Source organism: Acinetobacter sp. LipI_23, assembly GCF_058243045.1.
In genome coordinates this window covers 2,171,473-2,187,598 of sequence record NZ_JBZAYJ010000001.1, presented here as the reverse complement: position 1 = coordinate 2,187,598, position 16,126 = coordinate 2,171,473, and the positions used below count along the sequence as shown (strand labels likewise).

The following is a 16,126-nucleotide window of genomic DNA, read 5'->3' as shown; positions in this document are numbered from 1 at the left end:
CTCATTGAAATAATGTCACAATAATTGTTTTCTAACGACGAATACTATGATACATCTCAATGAGTTATATCTTATCTTAAACAAATCTCTAAAATGGAACAAGTCACATTTAAAGTGCTTTGCGCTCATCATGCTTGTGATTATTTTAAAGCAAACATGTAATCTTTCTTCTGCATCTAAAGCCTTGCCCATCAAGTGCTTACCACAATCATTTTATCGACGTATGCAGCGCTTCTTTGCAGGTCAGTATTTTGATTATCGTCAAATTTCTCAGTTGATTTTCAATATGTTTTCATTCGACCAAGTGCAACTGACTTTAGATAGAACCAATTGGAAATGGGGAAAACGAAATATTAATATCCTGATGCTCGCAATCGTTTATCGTGGAATAGCGATACCTATCCTTTGGACATTGCTTAATAAACGTGGAAATTCAGATACGAAAGAGCGCATTGCTTTGATTCAACGCTTTATAGCCATTTTTGGTAAAGACCGTATTGTGAATGTGTTCGCAGACAGAGAGTTTATCGGTGAGCAGTGGTTTACATGGTTAATTGAACAAGACATCAACTTCTGCATTCGTGTTAAAAAAACTTCATTGTCACCAATCATTTAGGAAAGAATCATAAAATTAGTGATTTATTTCGCCATCTTAAAGTTGGTCAAATTGAATGTCGTAAACGACGGATTTTGGTTGGTCGGGTGAAACTATATATAAGTGCACTACAGTTAGAAAATGGAGAGCTTTTACTCGTCGTTTCTCCTCAGTTTAATGCCAATGCTATTCAGGATTATGCATTACGCTGGGAAATTGAAACCTTATTCAGTTGTCTCAAAGGACGCGGGTTTAATCTTGAAAATACGCGCTTGACAGACCCTAGACGAGTGAAAAAATTGATTGCGGTGTTAGCTATAAGCTTCTGTTGGTGTTACTTAACGGGTGAATGGCAACATGATCAAAAAAAAGCGATAAAAATAAAGAAGCATGGACGACTCTCAATGAGTTTATTTCGCTATGGTTTAGACTATGTTCAAATGGCGATTCAGCGTTTAATTGGTTTTGGGAAAAAAGAAGAGTTTAAGGAAATTTTGGCAATTTTAAGAAGGCAGAATCCTGATAGGATAAGGGTTCTGTGAAATTTGTCGTGTACAGAGAAATATCTCAGATACGGAGAATGAGAGTGTGTGTTGAGAGCAAAAGATGTTGCCATAAACCGATTTGACTGTTTAAATAAAAATCTATAAAAGAACCAAATAAGTATTCGTGTTTATATTAAATTTATTATAAAACAAAAATTTAGAATATATTTATGGGAGTCGTTATTTTATTTAGATTATAAACGTATGTAGCAGTGATCACTCATTACGGCGGTGAACTGAAAATACTCAAAATGTAAAAAGTGCACAAAGTTGGAACAGTTATTGCAATTTATACTTTAGAAAATAGGGCGTGAAATATGAACTGCACCGACACCGCTCAAAGGACGCATAGGTAAGACAGATGAACAGCATGACCCATGTATCCGCAGTTAGAGTATTCCAAGATCAGTTTGGACGTGAAAAGCGCAAACTACGAATCTCTGTGACGGATCGTTGTAATTTTAAATGCGTCTATTGCATGCCCGAACATCCCGAATGGATGAAGAAGCACGACTTGCTCAGCTTTGAAGAACTCTACCATTTTTGCAAATTTATGGTGCAGCATGGCATTGAGCAAATTCGTATCACGGGTGGTGAACCGTTAATGCGCCAAGGTGTGGTACATTTTATCGAACAGTTACAAAGCCTAAAAAAACAGGGGCTGAAGCGTATTTCCATGACCACCAATGGTCACTATTTAAAACAATATGCCGCTGCTTTAAAGCAAGCAGGGCTGGATGATTTAAATATTAGTCTAGACAGTCTAGATGCCGAACAATTTCAACACCTCACTAAAAAACAATTACATACAGTGCTGGAAGGAATTCAGGTCGCACAGCAGGTTGGTTTTAACATCAAAATCAATACCGTGCTGATGAAAGGCATCAATGACGATCAAATTGTTCCTTTGGTTCAGTGGGCAAAGCTGCAAAAGGTAGAACTGCGTTTTATTGAGTTTATGCCTTTGGATGGCGATCAAAATTGGTCGCAAGCCGATGTCGTCACTGAACAAGAGATTTTATCCCAACTCAGCTCGCAATTTACGGTGCAAGTGCTTGAAGGACAAGGTGCCAATCCAGCGCGTAGTTATCGAGTGGATGGTGCGAACATTGGGATTATCTCCACTATTAGCAACTCGTTTTGTGGGGAGTGTGATCGACTGCGATTGAATGCACAGGGTGAGTTTTATAATTGTCTTTTTGCCAAGCAAGGTTTAAATTTAAAGTCAGACATTCAACAAATTGCTCGACTTAATCAGCATGAAACCTTTGTTTTAGAGGGGAAACTTTCAACTTATGTTTGGCATAAAGAGCAAGGCTTTCATGCTATTCAAAAACAGCAATTGCATCAGCCCGTGCGAAAAATCAGTATGCATATGATTGGAGGTTAGGATGACTCAGGAATTAAACAATGTGATTAGAGTGAAGATCGAAGCTTTTGGTGCGATTGAACGGCAGTTATCCCCCAATTTAATGCTGCAATGTGAGCCTGATTCATCGGTTACGGTGGTTTTAAAGGATCTCGTTGCTCAATACCCAGCTGTCCACACGTTATTGGAGCGCTGTGCCTGTGCAATCGGTGAAGACATTATTCCAAGGCAGACCATTTTAAGTCGAGATTGTACTTTGGTGTTGTTGTCCCCTGTGGCAGGAGGTTGATATGGAATTAAAACAATTTCCACGGATTCAAACAGTGACTTTTAGCCAAAATGACTTTGATGGCATCCAGCATTTTCCTGAGTGTGGCGGCATAGGCATATTCATTGGTACGGTGCGGAATCATCATCAAGGCAAAGCTGTAAAAGCATTAAAATATACCGCTTATGCACCTGTCGCTGAAAAAATGATTCGTCAAATCGAACAAGAGATCCAATTAAAATATGGCGTGTCCTACGTTCGGGTGGTGCATCGCATAGGTGCTTTAGATATTGGCGATACAGCCATTATTGCGATGGCGTACGCTGCGCACCGCCGTGAAGCCTTTCAAGCCTGTGAGGAAGCGGTAGAGCGGGTGAAACATGAAGTTCCTGTATGGAAAGAGGAATTTTATATGGACGGTACCAGTCAGTATGTCGAGGGTTGCTGTATTCGAACAGATCATGAAGCGCCAAAACTTCATAGCCATGAGCATTGCGAGCATGCACATGTTCATCCCTAACAAATGCATCATGCACTGCCAATATTTACCAATAATTCCTTTCAGATCTGAATAAAGGAAATTTAGTAATAGTTGAGTATGAATGAAAAGTGGCGAGATAATTGAAAGAAAAATCTTCTGAAAACTTTATGAAAAATAATGCTTAGGTTAAGATGATCCATTCTTATATTTGAAGTCTTTTGAATCGCTATGCAACCATTTGTTCTATATAACTCAGAGCAACGCAAAAAAGTAGAATTCGTACCTCGTGTTGAGGGACATATTGATATGTATGTCTGCGGTATGACGGTTTATGACTACTGTCATATTGGACATGCGCGCGTGATGGTTGCATTTGACTATATTATTCGCTTCCTGCGTAGCCAAGGTTGGAGCGTGAAATATGTACGTAACATTACCGACATTGACGACAAAATCATTAAACGTGCCAATGAAAATGGCGAGTCGATTACGCAGCTGACAGACCGCTTTATTCAAGCGATGAATGAAGATGCTGAAAATCTAGGCTGTTTACATCCAGACGAAGCACCGCGTGCAACGGACTATATTGATCAAATGCAAAGCATGATTGGTAATCTGGTTGAAAAGGGTACAGCTTATTCATCTGCCAATGGTGATGTGTATTTCCAAGTGGAAAAATTCGCCAAGTATGGTCGTCTTTCGGGTCGTAAACTGGAAGATATGCAGGCGGGTGCATCTGAACGTGTCGATGTTGAAGTTGAGAAAAAACATCCCTTTGACTTTGTACTTTGGAAACATGCCAAAGAAAATGAACCTGCATGGGCTTCGCCGTGGGGCAAAGGTCGTCCGGGCTGGCATATTGAATGTTCTGCGATGTCGACTTGCTGCCTAGGGAACCATTTTGACATTCATGGTGGTGGTTCAGACTTGATGTTCCCGCACCATGAAAATGAAATTGCACAGTCTGAGGCTTCAACTGGCGAGCAGTATGTCAACTACTGGATGCATGTCGGTTTCATCAACGTTGATGGCGAGAAAATGTCGAAGTCATTGGGCAATTTCTTTACCATTCGTGATGTGATGGATAAGTTCCATCCTGAAGTGATTCGCTACTTCATTGTGTCATCACACTATCGTAGCCCTGTGAACTTCTCTGATGTTGCCTTAAAAGAAGCAAAAACAGCACTGTCACGTTTCTATCATTCATTCAAAGCTTATCAACAAGCCTATGGTGATACGCAAGTCGATACCTTAGATGAAACATTGCTTGAGCGTTTCAATAGTGCCATGCGTGATGACTTCAATACCGCTGAAGCCATTGCGGTATTGTTTGAAGTGAACAAAGAATTGAACCGTGCCGTGAAAGAGCAACAAGCGGAACAAGCGGCGATTTACTATGCAACTTTGCGTCATTTAACCAATATTTTAGGTTTGGTTCAGCACAATGTTGAAGAGTTCCTGAAGTCTGATATTGGGCAAGAGGCTTTGGCTTTGTCTGAAGAGCAAATTGAATATTTGATTCAACAACGTCAAGATGCGAAAAAAGCTAAAGAGTTTGCCAAAGCAGATGAAATCCGTCAGTCCTTGTTGGATCAGGGCGTTGTTTTGGAAGACACCCGTCAAGGGACAATTTGGCGTCGTGCTGATTAATTCAGCAATTGCATTATAGAGTGTTGACAGTTTGATGAAACTCTCTATAATGCACATCCATATTGCGGGAATAGCTCAGTTGGTAGAGCACAACCTTGCCAAGGTTGGGGTCGCGAGTTCGAGTCTCGTTTCCCGCTCCAAAATTTAAAAACCTCAAGTTCAACTTGGGGTTTTTTTATACCTGTAATTTGAGTGTATTGAAAATAATTCATTTAAATGTGAAATTATCTCGGCGTTTCAGCCCATAATTTTGACAAAAATATGCTTAAATTATTCATCCTAATTTGTGAATAAAATTGTGTTTCTTCAACCCCATAGCACTGTAGTACCGACCGAAGATCGAGACTATCCTGAATGGCATTTGGGACGAGAACGCTATGCACTTTGGTATATTGAAGTGGATGATCCCGTTTTGATCAACTATTTAAAACAGCTTCGTGAGCAGTTTTCAGATCTACTTTATCAACCAAACCAACGGCAGTTCCATATCACTTTATTTGTTGCTGGTTTTTGGGTGGAACAGGTGACACAGTCGGATGACTTTAGTCGAGCGCAACTGACTCAGCAGATTGAACGCCTTAAAAATTTAAAACTAGAATCTTTTCAGTTACAGATGGGTGAATTAAATAGTTTTGAAAGTGCCTTATTTTTAAAAATGGATGATACCGCAGGCGTGTTGGATAAAATTAGAAAAACATTGCTGCATACATCGCAGGAAGTCGCGGCATTAAGTTATTGTCCACATATTACATTAGGTCTATACCGTGAAGCAGTGTGCAGTGATCATGTATTGGCACGGATGGCTGAAATTGAAGATATTAGCTATAGCTTAAACGTCTCAAAGCTCACGTTTGGTTTTTATCAGGCCCATGTCCTACAAGGGCCATTGTTTTCACATACACAGATTGAGTTGGGGAATGCACAATGCAGCTGATTTTAGGTGGTGCACGTTCGGGGAAAAGCCGCTTGGCGGAGCAGATTGCACAACAGTTGGCGCAGCCTGTGGTTTATGTGGCAACTGCACAAGCCTTGGATGGGGAGATGCAAGCGCGTATTCAACACCATCAGCAACAACGACCCGAAGATTGGGGGCTGTGTGAAGAACCCATTTATCTTGCAGCGCAGTTGCTCAAATTAGACCGCCCAAACCAAACCATTTTGGTCGATTGTCTGACTTTATGGATGAGTAATTTACTGATGCATGATGACCCAGATTTGCAAGTTCAAGAATGTCAGAAGTTGTTAGATGTAGTCGGAAATTTACAGTCTGAGCTGATTTTAGTGAGTAATGAAACAGGCCTAGGTGTGGTTCCTATAGGACAAATTAGCCGACGCTTTGTCGATGAAACAGGGCGATTGCATCAGCAGTTAGGTCAAATTGCTCAAAAAGTGATGTTCTGCGTGGCAGGATTTCCCATGATTTTAAAAGGAGAACAAGTGTGAGTTGGTGGTTAGAAGCATGTCAAAGTCCGAGTGAGTCTGTATTGGCTCAAGCCCTAGCACGCCAGTCACAATTGACCAAGCCAACGGGATCGTTGTCGGAGTTTGAATCGGTTGCAGTGACTTTAGCCAGTTTGCAAAACACTGTAAAACCTAAGATAGACAGCCCATGGATTACGATTTTTGCAGGTGATCATGGCGTGATGGAAGAAAATATTTCTGCCTATCCACAAGCGGTGACGCGTCAAATGTTGCAGAACTTCGCAACTGGCGGGGCGTGTATTAGTGTGATTGCCAAAGAGTATCAAGCCAAGTTACAAGTCATCGACTGTGGTTCAGTCGGTGAAGCGTATGAATATGTCGGGGTTGAACGCCACTGCATCCGCGCTGGGACGGCTAACTTTGCTCAAACCCAAGCCATGACTGAAGCTGAATGTGAAGCAGCTTTTGCTTTGGGGCAAAAAAGTGTGGAAGATGCCATCGCTTATGGGGCAGATATCTATGTTGCGGGTGAGATGGGCATTGGAAATACCTGTTCAGCCTCAGCTGTCGCTTGCTTTTTATTGGCTGAACCCGCTGAAAAGCTCACGGGTGTTGGAACGGGTATCCGTACTGATCAATTGATACATAAAAAACAGGTGATCGACCAAGCACTTGCATTGCATGCACAATATGTCGGGAACGATCCGTTTAAAGCCTTATGTGCGGTGGGTGGACTTGAAATTGCAGCCATGACAGCTGCGTATATTCGCTGTGCACAATTGGGTCTACCGATAGTGGTGGATGGGTTTATCAGTACTGTTTCGGCATTGCTCGCAGTACGTTTAAATCCAGACGTTCGCGCTTGGATGCTTTTTGGGCATCAGTCGGCTGAATATGGTCATGTACGTTTGTTAGAAGAACTTAAAGCGATGCCTTTATTGAAGCTGAATCTGCGTTTAGGTGAAGGCAGTGGAGCAGGGGCCGCACTGGGGTTGATCAAGCTAGCCTGTCGCTTACATAATGAAATGGCGACATTTGCTGAAGCAGCCGTGATTGGTGAGAAAGTTTAGAGATGTTGTATTTAGATTTTCTGCGCCACGGCGAAACCAGCTTAAGTCATACTCTACGGGGTAGAACGGATGATGCTTTGACTGCGAAGGGGTGGGCGCAAATGCAGTCTACTATCGCCCAGGCTGAGCAGCTTAGGCCGGCGTGGGATGTCATTTATAGCTCACCATTACAGCGCTGCCGTCTATTTGCAGAGCAGTGGGTGGAGCAAAAACAGCTTCCTTTATTTATAGAACCGAATTTGCAAGAAATGGATTTTGGAGAATGGGAGGCTCAGCCGACCGATCGACTCTACCAACAATTTCCTAATGAATTGGTTCAATTTTGGCAAACACCGTTAAGCTTTACCCCGCCTCAGGCGGAAAGTTTAATGGCATTTAAAAGCCGCGTTGTCGAATCTATACAGATCTTGACTCAGCAAATGTATGCGCAGGGTTGGCAACGGGCATTGATTATTTCCCATGGTGGAGTGATTAAACTCTTAAAATGCCAAGCGCTGAAACAGCATGATAACGATCTTTTAAAAATGTCTGCGGAGTTGGGGCAGTTGAACCGCTTTGTATTCGATCAAGGGCAACTTCAGTTTATTCAAAGTGAGGACGTGTAATGACACCTTTTTGGATTGCATTACAGTTTTTAACGACGTTTCCAGTTCGCTTAAGCGTAATGCCAACGCCTCAGCAAAATGCGCAGGCATTGTTGTTTTATCCTGTAGTGGGTTTGCTTATGGGAGGCATTCTATATGGGATCGCCCTATTATTGCATGCTTTACCACTTATGCTGTTAAGCAGTGTGATTCTGGTGCTATGGATTTGGCTGACGGGTGGTTTGCATCTGGATGGTTTGGCTGATACCGCAGATGCTTGGGTCGGTGGTTTTGGCGATAAAGCGCGTACACTTGAGATCATGAAAGATCCGAGTTGTGGACCGATAGGTGTACTCAGTCTTGTCATTGTATGCATATTAAAGTGGGCTGCTGTGTATGTGTTATTACAAAAACAGCTGTATACAGCGCTGATCCTCTTTCCTATGTTAGGGCGTCTCGTGCCGCTATTTTTCTTTTTAAGCACAGACTATGTACGTGAAAAAGGACTTGGCAGTCAGTTGAGCCAACATTTAGCACGGCCAATCGCAATGGCAATTTTGCTGCTTACGCCTTTGGTGGCTTTGTATTGGGCATGGGTTGGTACTGTGGTGATTGCCACTTTTTATCTGGTACTGTGGTATTTGCGGTATAAATTTATACAGCGTATTGGCGGTGTGACGGGAGATACCATTGGTGCCAGTATTGAAATGATTGAATTAGCGACACTCTTTAGTTTTGTGATGGCTACTTTTTATTTCACTTAAGTTAGGGGATATATAAGAGCCTCTCAGTGTGAAAGCTGTGCAGTCATGCGTTGCCGAAAGAAAAAAGAATAAAAAGGTAGCGAGCTATATGCATTTGAAACAAAGGTCTTTCATCATCAGCAAAACACATTTGTAGATATGTTGTGAAAATCCAAAGATTTCCGCGCTAGTTGTCTACAGAGATATGATAAAATTGCGAAAATTATTTTTTATGTGCTGACGTTTCATTTCGTCACACGATTCAGGTAAAACAACGTTGAATTCTGAAAATATGTCAAATCCCATTGATTTCCAAAAAGTTGCTTTAGAAACACTAGAGATAGAGCGTCAGGCACTCTCGGTACTTGCTCAGCAAATCGATGATCGTTTTAGCCGTGCTTGTGAAATTATCTTAAAGTGTAAAGGTCGCTTAGTCATTACTGGCATGGGTAAATCAGGGCATATTGGCCGAAAAATGGCAGCCACCTTTGCCTCTACAGGTACGCCATCATTCTTTATGCACCCAGGTGAAGCGGGGCATGGTGATTTAGGGATGTTGGTTGCAGGTGATGTGCTGATTGCGATTTCAAACTCGGGCAAGAGTGATGAAATCATGATGCTGATGCCTTTGATTAAGTATTTAGGTGTGCCTTTAATTACCATCAGTGGTGATGAGCGTGGGCCGATGCCACAGAATGCTGATGTGGCGCTGACATTGGGTAATATCCAAGAAGCTTGTCCATTAGGTCTAGCACCAACATCGAGTACAACGGCGACTTTAGCTTTGGGTGATGCATTGGCTGTTGCACTGTTAGATGCACGCGGGTTTACTTCCGATGACTTTGCACGCTCGCATCCTGCGGGTGCTTTGGGTAAACGCTTGTTATTACATGTGAAGCATTTAATGCACACTGGGGACGAACTACCGAAAGTGTCTCCAGATACAGCAATGAACAAAGTTCTGTACGAAATCTCTAACAAACGCCTAGGTTTAACCACAATTGTGGATGACAATGATCATCTATTGGGGATTTTTACTGATGGTGACTTACGCCGTTTGATTGATAAACAGCAAGGTTTTGATGTGAACTTGGCGGTGTCTGATGTGATGATTAAGAGCCCGCTGACGATTTCACCTGAAGCGCGTGCTGTTGAAGCATTAGAGCGAATGAATGAAAAGAAAATTAACCAATTTGTCGTTGTTGATGAGAGCAATAAAGTCATTGGTGTTTTGAGTATGCATGACCTGATTCAAGCTGGGGTAAATTAAAAATGGCTTCTTATATTTTGTTAGAACAAGCGCGTTATGTAGAAGCTCTAGTTTTGGATGTTGATGGTATTTTAAGTGATGGTTTTGTGACTTTGACCAACTCGGGGGACGAAATCAAATCTTTCGATATCCGTGATGGCTTAGGTATGAAACTGGTTCAGCAAGCTGGTGTGAAAGTGATTATTATCACAGGACGTAAAAGTCAGATCGTAGAAAAACGGATGTCTGATTTGGGCGTGGACCTTGTTTATCAAGGCCGTGAAGACAAAGGTGTTGCACTGCGCGAGGCTTGTGCAAAATTTGGTATTTCACCTGAAGATTGTTTATACATGGGTGATGACTGGCCTGACCTATCTGCATTTGCCATTGCAGGCATGAAAGTGACCGTGCCAAATGGTCATTTAGAAGTACGTCGTCGTGCCGATTTGGTAACTCAAGCGATGGGTGGACGTGGCGCGGTACGTGAAATCTGCGATATGATTTTACAAGCCAAAGGTGTATACGAAACTTTACTTGAAAAGTACACCGCAGTCCCGCATTAATCTGTATGCATGCATGAGAGTTTAGTTAACATTTATGGATACTAAAGTTTTATATATCACTGCTGTAGCCATTGCGGCTATCAGTAGTGGTTATTACTATTACAGTGGAAAAGGGCAAAAGCTCGAGGTCGATGGTGCGCAAAGCATGACCTATTCTGCTGAGCAGATCCAACTGACTCAAACAGATGAGCAGGGTCATTTATACGTCCGTGCAAAAGTAGATCGTCTTGAGCAGGACATGCAAAAGAAGACCTCTAAGTTAGAAAACTTAAATGCTGAGATGTATAAAGATGGAAAAGTGGATGCAACTTTCTATGCCAAGCAAGCCAATGGCATCAACGACAACGAAAAAGTCGTTCTGACAAACCAAGTGGTTGCAAAGAAAATGTTGGATCAAGGTCAGATGCAGTTTGAGACAGCAGAACTGACTGCGTTTCCACAGACGCGTGAACTTGAATCTCAGCATCAAGTGGTTGTTACGACACCACAAGCAGAATTTGTTAGTCAGGGCTTAAAAGCGAATTTAAATACGGGTCAATATGACTTTTTCCATATTCGAGGGAAGTATGAACCATAATCCAAAATTTTCTATTTCGAAAACTTTCCTCAAGCAAACACTTGCACTGAGTTTAGGTGTGGCTGTTTCAACTTTTGCTTTGGCATTGCCAAGTGACCGTAGTAAAGCGATTTCGTTGGTGGCAGATCGTGCAACTTTTAATGAAAAAACGGGTGTTACGACGTACACAGGCAATGTCATCATTGAACAGGGTACGATGAAACTACAAGCGGATTCGATTGTTGCCAATTTAAATCAAACCCGTCAAATTAGCACCATTACGGCCAATGGTAAGCCTGCACGTTTCCAGCAGCAAGTCAGTACCAACAAAGGTATTGCCAAAGGTCAGGCGCAAAAAATTATTTATAATGCAGAAACAGGCATTATTACCTTATCGGGCAGTGCACTTCTAGAACAAGATGGTGCCAGTATTCGCGGTAATACATTGCGTTATAGTATGAATAAAGGTGATATCGAAGCGATTGGTACACCAAATAACAGTGGTTCGTCGAGTGGTCGTGTTAAGATTGTGATCCCACCTTCAGGTTCTCAATCCTTCCCAGGAGCGCGTGACTAATGGAGCAAACTCTCAATCAGCCACAAACCCTATGTATTAAGCATCTCGCGAAAAACTACAGTAAGCGTTGGGTAGTGAAAGATGTATCTTTTAGCATGCAAAGCGGACAAATCGTAGGTTTACTGGGCCCTAATGGTGCTGGGAAAACCACCAGTTTCTATATGGTGGTTGGACTGGTGCGTATGGACAAAGGTGAAATTCATCTTGATGACCTAGATATGTCTGATTTGGCCATGCATGAACGTGCACGTAAAGGCATTGGTTACTTACCTCAAGAAGCCTCAATTTTTAGAAAACTCACTATTTCTGAAAATATTATGTCGATTTTGGAAACGCGCAAAGATCTAAATAAAGAACAACGTAAACAGCGTCTGCATGAATTGCTGGCCGATTTCAAAATTAGCCATATTAAAGATTCATTGGGTATGAGTGTGTCTGGTGGTGAACGTCGTCGTGCTGAAATTGCACGTGCACTGGCAGCCGATCCAAAATTTATGTTGCTCGATGAACCTTTTGCTGGGGTTGACCCAATTTCAGTGGGTGACATTAAAGATATTATTCGTACCCTAAAAGACCGTGGTATTGGCGTTCTTATTACGGATCATAACGTTCGTGAGACTTTAGCCATTTGTGAACGTGCTTATATCGTGAGTGAAGGGGCGGTGATTGCTGAAGGTTCTCCAGATGAAATCTTAGCCAATGAAACCGTTCGTCAAGTCTACCTTGGTGATGACTTCACTGTATAAGCTTTTTCTGCGTCAATGAAAATAATTGGCGCAGATTTCCCTCTCATATTTTTAATCCATCGCTGTGCATTGAATTAATAACAGGGCATCCCTTTATATTCAAACTGCGCACTCTGCCATCCATTTGATATCGCTTTTTCAGCATGCTACACAGTATGCATATCTCTTTATTTTGTGTGGGCTTAAAGCGAAAAGCCATTTTCATACGATAGCTGATTGAAAATACGTTATAATTTTTTGTGAAATTTTTCTCTGTACACGACAAATTTCACAGAACCCTTATCCTATCAGGATTCTGCCTTCTTAAAATTGCCAAAATTTCCTTAAACTCTTCTTTTTTCCCAAAACCAATTAAACGCTGAATCGCCATTTGAACATAGTCTAAACCATAGCGAAATAAACTCATTGAGAGTCGTCCATGCTTCTTTATTTTTATCGCTTTTTTTTGATCATGTTGCCATTCACCCGTTAAGTAACACCAACAGAAGCTTATAGCTAACACCGCAATCAATTTTTTCACTCGTCTAGGGTCTGTCAAGCGCGTATTTTCAAGATTAAACCCGCGTCCTTTGAGACAACTGAATAAGGTTTCAATTTCCCAGCGTAATGCATAATCCTGAATAGCATTGGCATTAAACTGAGGAGAAACGACGAGTAAAAGCTCTCCATTTTCTAACTGTAGTGCACTTATATATAGTTTCACCCGACCAACCAAAATCCGTCGTTTACGACATTCAATTTGACCAACTTTAAGATGGCGAAATAAATCACTAATTTTATGATTCTTTCCTAAATGATTGGTGACAATGAAGTTTTTTTAACACGAATGCAGAAGTTGATGTCTTGTTCAATTAACCATGTAAACCACTGCTCACCGATAAACTCTCTGTCTGCGAACACATTCACAATACGGTCTTTACCAAAAATGGCTATAAAGCGTTGAATCAAAGCAATGCGCTCTTTCGTATCTGAATTTCCACGTTTATTAAGCAATGTCCAAAGGATAGGTATCGCTATTCCACGATAAACGATTGCGAGCATCAGGATATTAATATTTCGTTTTCCCCATTTCCAATTGGTTCTATCTAAAGTCAGTTGCACTTGGTCGAATGAAAACATATTGAAAATCAACTGAGAAATTTGACGATAATCAAAATACTGACCTGCAAAGAAGCGCTGCATACGTCGATAAAATGATTGTGGTAAGCACTTGATGGGCAAGGCTTTAGATGCAGAAGAAAGATTACATGTTTGCTTTAAAATAATCACAAGCATGATGAGCGCAAAGCACTTTAAATGTGACTTGTTCCATTTTAGAGATTTGTTTAAGATAAGATATAACTCATTGAGATGTATCATAGTATTCGTCGTTAGAAAACAATTATTGTGACATTATTTCAATGAGTTATCTATTTTTGTCGTGTACAGAGGAAATTTTTAAAAATTACGCTATGCCATTTACCATCTCTAGTTTAGTGAGCTATGAAGAAGACATTAAAAAAAGTCGTTTTCAAGCTTTTGCTGTGCCTGTTGAAAATGAACAGGCCGTTAAAGATTTTCTAGAGCAATATAAAGATATCAGTACCACGCATCAGTGCTGGGCATGGAAAATTGGTCATAATGTTCGTTTTAATGATGACGGTGAACCTTCAGGTACTGCAGGTCGTCCTATTTTAGCGACCATTGAAGGCAATGAACTGACCAATGTTTTGGTTTTAGTCAATCGTTGGTATGGTGGTGTCAAGCTAGGCACAGGCGGGCTGGTACGTGCTTATGGTGGAACAGCAGGACAGTGTTTACTGTTGGCTGAAAAAATAGAGCTCATTGAGAAGAAAAAAGTGCATTTTGCCTGCCAATTTAATGAATGGGCGATTTTCCAGTATGAGCTGAATAGCCAGCAGATTGAGTTTAATGAGCAATATACTGCGGATGGCGTGCTTGTAGAAGCATTATTACAAGTGCATCAGATTGAAGCGCTCGCACTTAAAATACAAGATGTGACCCGTGGACGTGAAGCGTTAAAAATTGTGGATGACCATCATGACTGATCCCTTATTAAAATATCGTGAGCAGCATAAGCACCGTTTAAACTATATGCCTTGGTTGTATTGGTCGCTCAAACCCAAAAACCGTGTGTGGGCTGAAGCATGGCAGCAAGAATACCAAGCTTATTTAATGGAAATGGAAACCATTGAAATTGGTCAAAACTGTTTTATTTCTCCATTGGCACACATTTTTGCAGAGCCTGGCCGTAAAATTGTCATTGGGGACAACACTTTTATTGCTGCCGATTGTACTTTGCATGGGCCTTTAGAGATTGGCAGCGAAGTCGCGATCAACCACCATTGTATTTTAGATGGTGGTCGTGTTGGGATTAAGCTACATGATCAAGTGCGTATTGCAGCCTATTGTCACTTATATGCCTTTGATCATGGCATGGCACTCAGTGATCCGATTTATCAACAGTCTGTGCGTTCAAAAGGTATAGAAATTGGACGGGATGTTTGGTTGGGTGCGCATGTGGGCGTGAAAGATGGTGTGAAAATTGGTGCACATGCTGTAGTGGGGATGAATAGCATGGTGACTAAAGATATCGCTGAACAATCGATTGTTGCTGGCAATCCCGCACAGTTTATTCGTTTACGTGATTAAGATATCAAAGAATATTGAACATTTATCAATACTTAATTACATAAAAACCTGCCATCAAAAAAAAAGATATGCTAAGTTTAGAACAACAATGAGACCTTATACCAAATGCGGTGTAATGAGAGGCGATAATGAAACGAGTCATTGCATGTATTGATTCTTCCCCTTGTATCAATGCCCTAGCAGAAGCTGCGGCGTGGATTGCAAAACAGACGGGGCGGGAATTGGTCCTTTTACAAGTTTTGGATTATTATCCTGCAAGTTATCACTTAGGTGAAATTAGTGGGGTAATTGGATTTGAAAGCAATGCAATGTTGCTCAAAGAGCTGGCTGAATTAGAGCAAAAACAAAGTGAACTTGCGCTCAGTTATAGCAATAATTTACTCGATCATATTTCTAAACTCATTCTCGAAACGCATGGCCTGCATACGACACATATTCAAGAAAAGGGTGACTTTCTAGAGCAAAGTTTTAACTTATTGCATGAAGATGACATTGTGGTGATTGGCCGTGTGGGTGAGAAATCGGCTGAACGCAATAAACCGTTGGGCAGTAATGTTGAGAACTTTATCCGTGGCGCAAACTGTACCGTCATGACGGTAGGTGATAGCTTTAAGCCACCTACGCGTTTTATCTTTGCCTACGAGTATTCACCGACGTGTGTGAAGATGATGAAACGGATTGCGCAAAGTGATCTGTTGCGCCTCTTACAATGCCATTTGGTATATGTCGGTGACCACCCTGAAATTTTAAGAGAACCTGAACAGTATTTGAAAGATGCGAATTTGGATGTGATTACAGAATATCGTTATGGTGACGTGGCTGAGAATATTCTGGAATACCAAAATGAGCATGGCATACAACTGATTGTGCTCGGTGCGTTCAGCCACAGTAAAATTCATCAGTTCTTCTTGGGCAGTATTGCAACCACCATTTTTAGGAATGCCAAAGTTCCCTTACTGGTCGCCCGTTAATTTAGAGTGATTTATCTAAATTGGAACTGTTTTATCCATAGTTATCCGCATTAATTGTGGATAACTATATGGACAGTAAATGTAA

At 41.3% G+C, this 16,126-nt stretch carries 19 protein-coding genes and 1 tRNA gene; 19 read left to right on the top strand and 1 reads right to left on the bottom strand.

Annotation, left to right across the window (positions count from 1 at the left end):
- Nucleotides 1–46 precede the first annotated feature (46 nt).
- From AC4CVD_RS10740 to lptB, 16 genes are all read left to right on the top strand, one after another.
- Nucleotides 47–1,137, top strand: a protein-coding gene (locus AC4CVD_RS10740) for an IS4-like element ISAba1 family transposase (protein ID WP_100607965.1) whose coding sequence is annotated in 2 segments (ribosomal slippage) — nucleotides 47–587 and nucleotides 587–1,137 — 1,092 coding nt in all. Because the reading frame shifts where the segments join, the coding sequence is not laid out codon by codon here.
- Between the two features lie 364 nt (nucleotides 1,138–1,501).
- The gene (gene moaA / locus AC4CVD_RS10735) at nucleotides 1,502–2,530 is read left to right on the top strand and encodes a GTP 3',8-cyclase MoaA (protein WP_078425904.1); all 1,029 of its coding nucleotides are present in this window, start codon (nucleotides 1,502–1,504) and stop codon (nucleotides 2,528–2,530) included.
- A 1-nt stretch (nucleotide 2,531) separates the two neighbouring features.
- Nucleotides 2,532–2,798 carry a MoaD/ThiS family protein gene (locus AC4CVD_RS10730; protein WP_078425903.1) on the top strand — a complete coding sequence of 89 codons (267 nt, stop codon included), beginning with the start codon at nucleotides 2,532–2,534 and terminating at the stop codon, nucleotides 2,796–2,798.
- A 1-nt stretch (nucleotide 2,799) separates the two neighbouring features.
- Complete coding sequence (locus AC4CVD_RS10725; protein WP_419380803.1) at nucleotides 2,800–3,297, top strand: molybdenum cofactor biosynthesis protein MoaE; 498 nt, start codon at nucleotides 2,800–2,802, stop codon at nucleotides 3,295–3,297.
- A 189-nt stretch (nucleotides 3,298–3,486) separates the two neighbouring features.
- Complete coding sequence (gene cysS / locus AC4CVD_RS10720) at nucleotides 3,487–4,908, top strand: cysteine--tRNA ligase (protein ID WP_490753084.1); 1,422 nt, start codon at nucleotides 3,487–3,489, stop codon at nucleotides 4,906–4,908.
- Nucleotides 4,909–4,972: 64 nt separating this feature from the next.
- Nucleotides 4,973–5,048: transfer RNA gene (locus AC4CVD_RS10715), tRNA-Gly, on the top strand.
- A 146-nt stretch (nucleotides 5,049–5,194) separates the two neighbouring features.
- On the top strand, nucleotides 5,195–5,842 hold the full coding sequence (locus AC4CVD_RS10710) for a 2'-5' RNA ligase family protein (protein ID WP_205667819.1): 648 nt from the start codon (nucleotides 5,195–5,197) through the stop codon (nucleotides 5,840–5,842).
- Nucleotides 5,833–6,351: a bifunctional adenosylcobinamide kinase/adenosylcobinamide-phosphate guanylyltransferase gene (gene cobU, locus AC4CVD_RS10705; RefSeq protein ID WP_490753083.1), complete on the top strand. Its 519-nt coding sequence runs from the start codon at nucleotides 5,833–5,835 to the stop codon at nucleotides 6,349–6,351. Before AC4CVD_RS10710 ends, cobU begins: the two co-directional genes overlap by 10 nt.
- On the top strand, nucleotides 6,348–7,400 hold the full coding sequence (gene cobT, locus AC4CVD_RS10700; RefSeq protein ID WP_348928879.1) for a nicotinate-nucleotide--dimethylbenzimidazole phosphoribosyltransferase: 1,053 nt from the start codon (nucleotides 6,348–6,350) through the stop codon (nucleotides 7,398–7,400). Before cobU ends, cobT begins: the two co-directional genes overlap by 4 nt.
- Nucleotides 7,401–7,402: 2 nt before the next feature.
- On the top strand, nucleotides 7,403–8,005 hold the full coding sequence (locus tag AC4CVD_RS10695; RefSeq protein WP_490753082.1) for a histidine phosphatase family protein: 603 nt from the start codon (nucleotides 7,403–7,405) through the stop codon (nucleotides 8,003–8,005).
- Nucleotides 8,005–8,748, top strand: a complete 744-nt coding sequence (locus tag AC4CVD_RS10690) for an adenosylcobinamide-GDP ribazoletransferase (RefSeq protein ID WP_490753081.1) — start codon at nucleotides 8,005–8,007, stop codon at nucleotides 8,746–8,748. The genes AC4CVD_RS10695 and AC4CVD_RS10690 overlap by 1 nt, the downstream gene beginning before the upstream one ends.
- A gap of 271 nt (nucleotides 8,749–9,019) precedes the next feature.
- A complete protein-coding gene (locus AC4CVD_RS10685; RefSeq protein WP_058869901.1) occupies nucleotides 9,020–9,997 on the top strand; it encodes a KpsF/GutQ family sugar-phosphate isomerase in 978 nt (325 codons plus the stop codon).
- A gap of 2 nt (nucleotides 9,998–9,999) precedes the next feature.
- On the top strand, nucleotides 10,000–10,539 hold the full coding sequence (locus tag AC4CVD_RS10680) for a KdsC family phosphatase (RefSeq protein WP_004982122.1): 540 nt from the start codon (nucleotides 10,000–10,002) through the stop codon (nucleotides 10,537–10,539).
- Between the two features lie 34 nt (nucleotides 10,540–10,573).
- A complete protein-coding gene (lptC, locus tag AC4CVD_RS10675) occupies nucleotides 10,574–11,116 on the top strand; it encodes an LPS export ABC transporter periplasmic protein LptC (protein WP_078389214.1) in 543 nt (180 codons plus the stop codon).
- A complete protein-coding gene (gene lptA, locus AC4CVD_RS10670) occupies nucleotides 11,106–11,672 on the top strand; it encodes a lipopolysaccharide transport periplasmic protein LptA (protein WP_078389213.1) in 567 nt (188 codons plus the stop codon). The genes lptC and lptA overlap by 11 nt, the downstream gene beginning before the upstream one ends.
- The gene (gene lptB, locus AC4CVD_RS10665; RefSeq protein WP_004696348.1) at nucleotides 11,672–12,418 is read left to right on the top strand and encodes an LPS export ABC transporter ATP-binding protein; all 747 of its coding nucleotides are present in this window, start codon (nucleotides 11,672–11,674) and stop codon (nucleotides 12,416–12,418) included. The genes lptA and lptB overlap by 1 nt, the downstream gene beginning before the upstream one ends.
- 268 nt (nucleotides 12,419–12,686) lie before the next feature.
- On the opposite strand, the gene AC4CVD_RS10660 is transcribed toward lptB, so the two are convergent.
- A protein-coding gene (locus AC4CVD_RS10660; RefSeq protein WP_100607965.1) for an IS4-like element ISAba1 family transposase occupies nucleotides 12,687–13,777 on the bottom strand; the annotation gives its coding sequence in 2 pieces (ribosomal slippage) (nucleotides 12,687–13,237 and nucleotides 13,237–13,777; 1,092 coding nt in all).
- Between the two features lie 92 nt (nucleotides 13,778–13,869).
- Here AC4CVD_RS10660 and AC4CVD_RS10655 point away from each other — a divergent pair.
- The 3 genes from AC4CVD_RS10655 to AC4CVD_RS10645 all read left to right on the top strand — a co-directional run bounded on the left by AC4CVD_RS10655 (nucleotide 13,870) and on the right by AC4CVD_RS10645 (nucleotide 16,041).
- Nucleotides 13,870–14,466 carry an IMPACT family protein gene (locus AC4CVD_RS10655; RefSeq protein ID WP_078389212.1) on the top strand — a complete coding sequence of 199 codons (597 nt, stop codon included), beginning with the start codon at nucleotides 13,870–13,872 and terminating at the stop codon, nucleotides 14,464–14,466.
- Nucleotides 14,459–15,070, top strand: coding sequence for an acyltransferase (locus AC4CVD_RS10650; protein ID WP_490753080.1), 612 nt, complete (start codon nucleotides 14,459–14,461; stop codon nucleotides 15,068–15,070). Before AC4CVD_RS10655 ends, AC4CVD_RS10650 begins: the two co-directional genes overlap by 8 nt.
- Before the next feature lie 128 nt (nucleotides 15,071–15,198).
- Nucleotides 15,199–16,041, top strand: a complete 843-nt coding sequence (locus AC4CVD_RS10645) for a universal stress protein (RefSeq protein WP_004696353.1) — start codon at nucleotides 15,199–15,201, stop codon at nucleotides 16,039–16,041.
- Nucleotides 16,042–16,126: the final 85 nt, after the last annotated feature.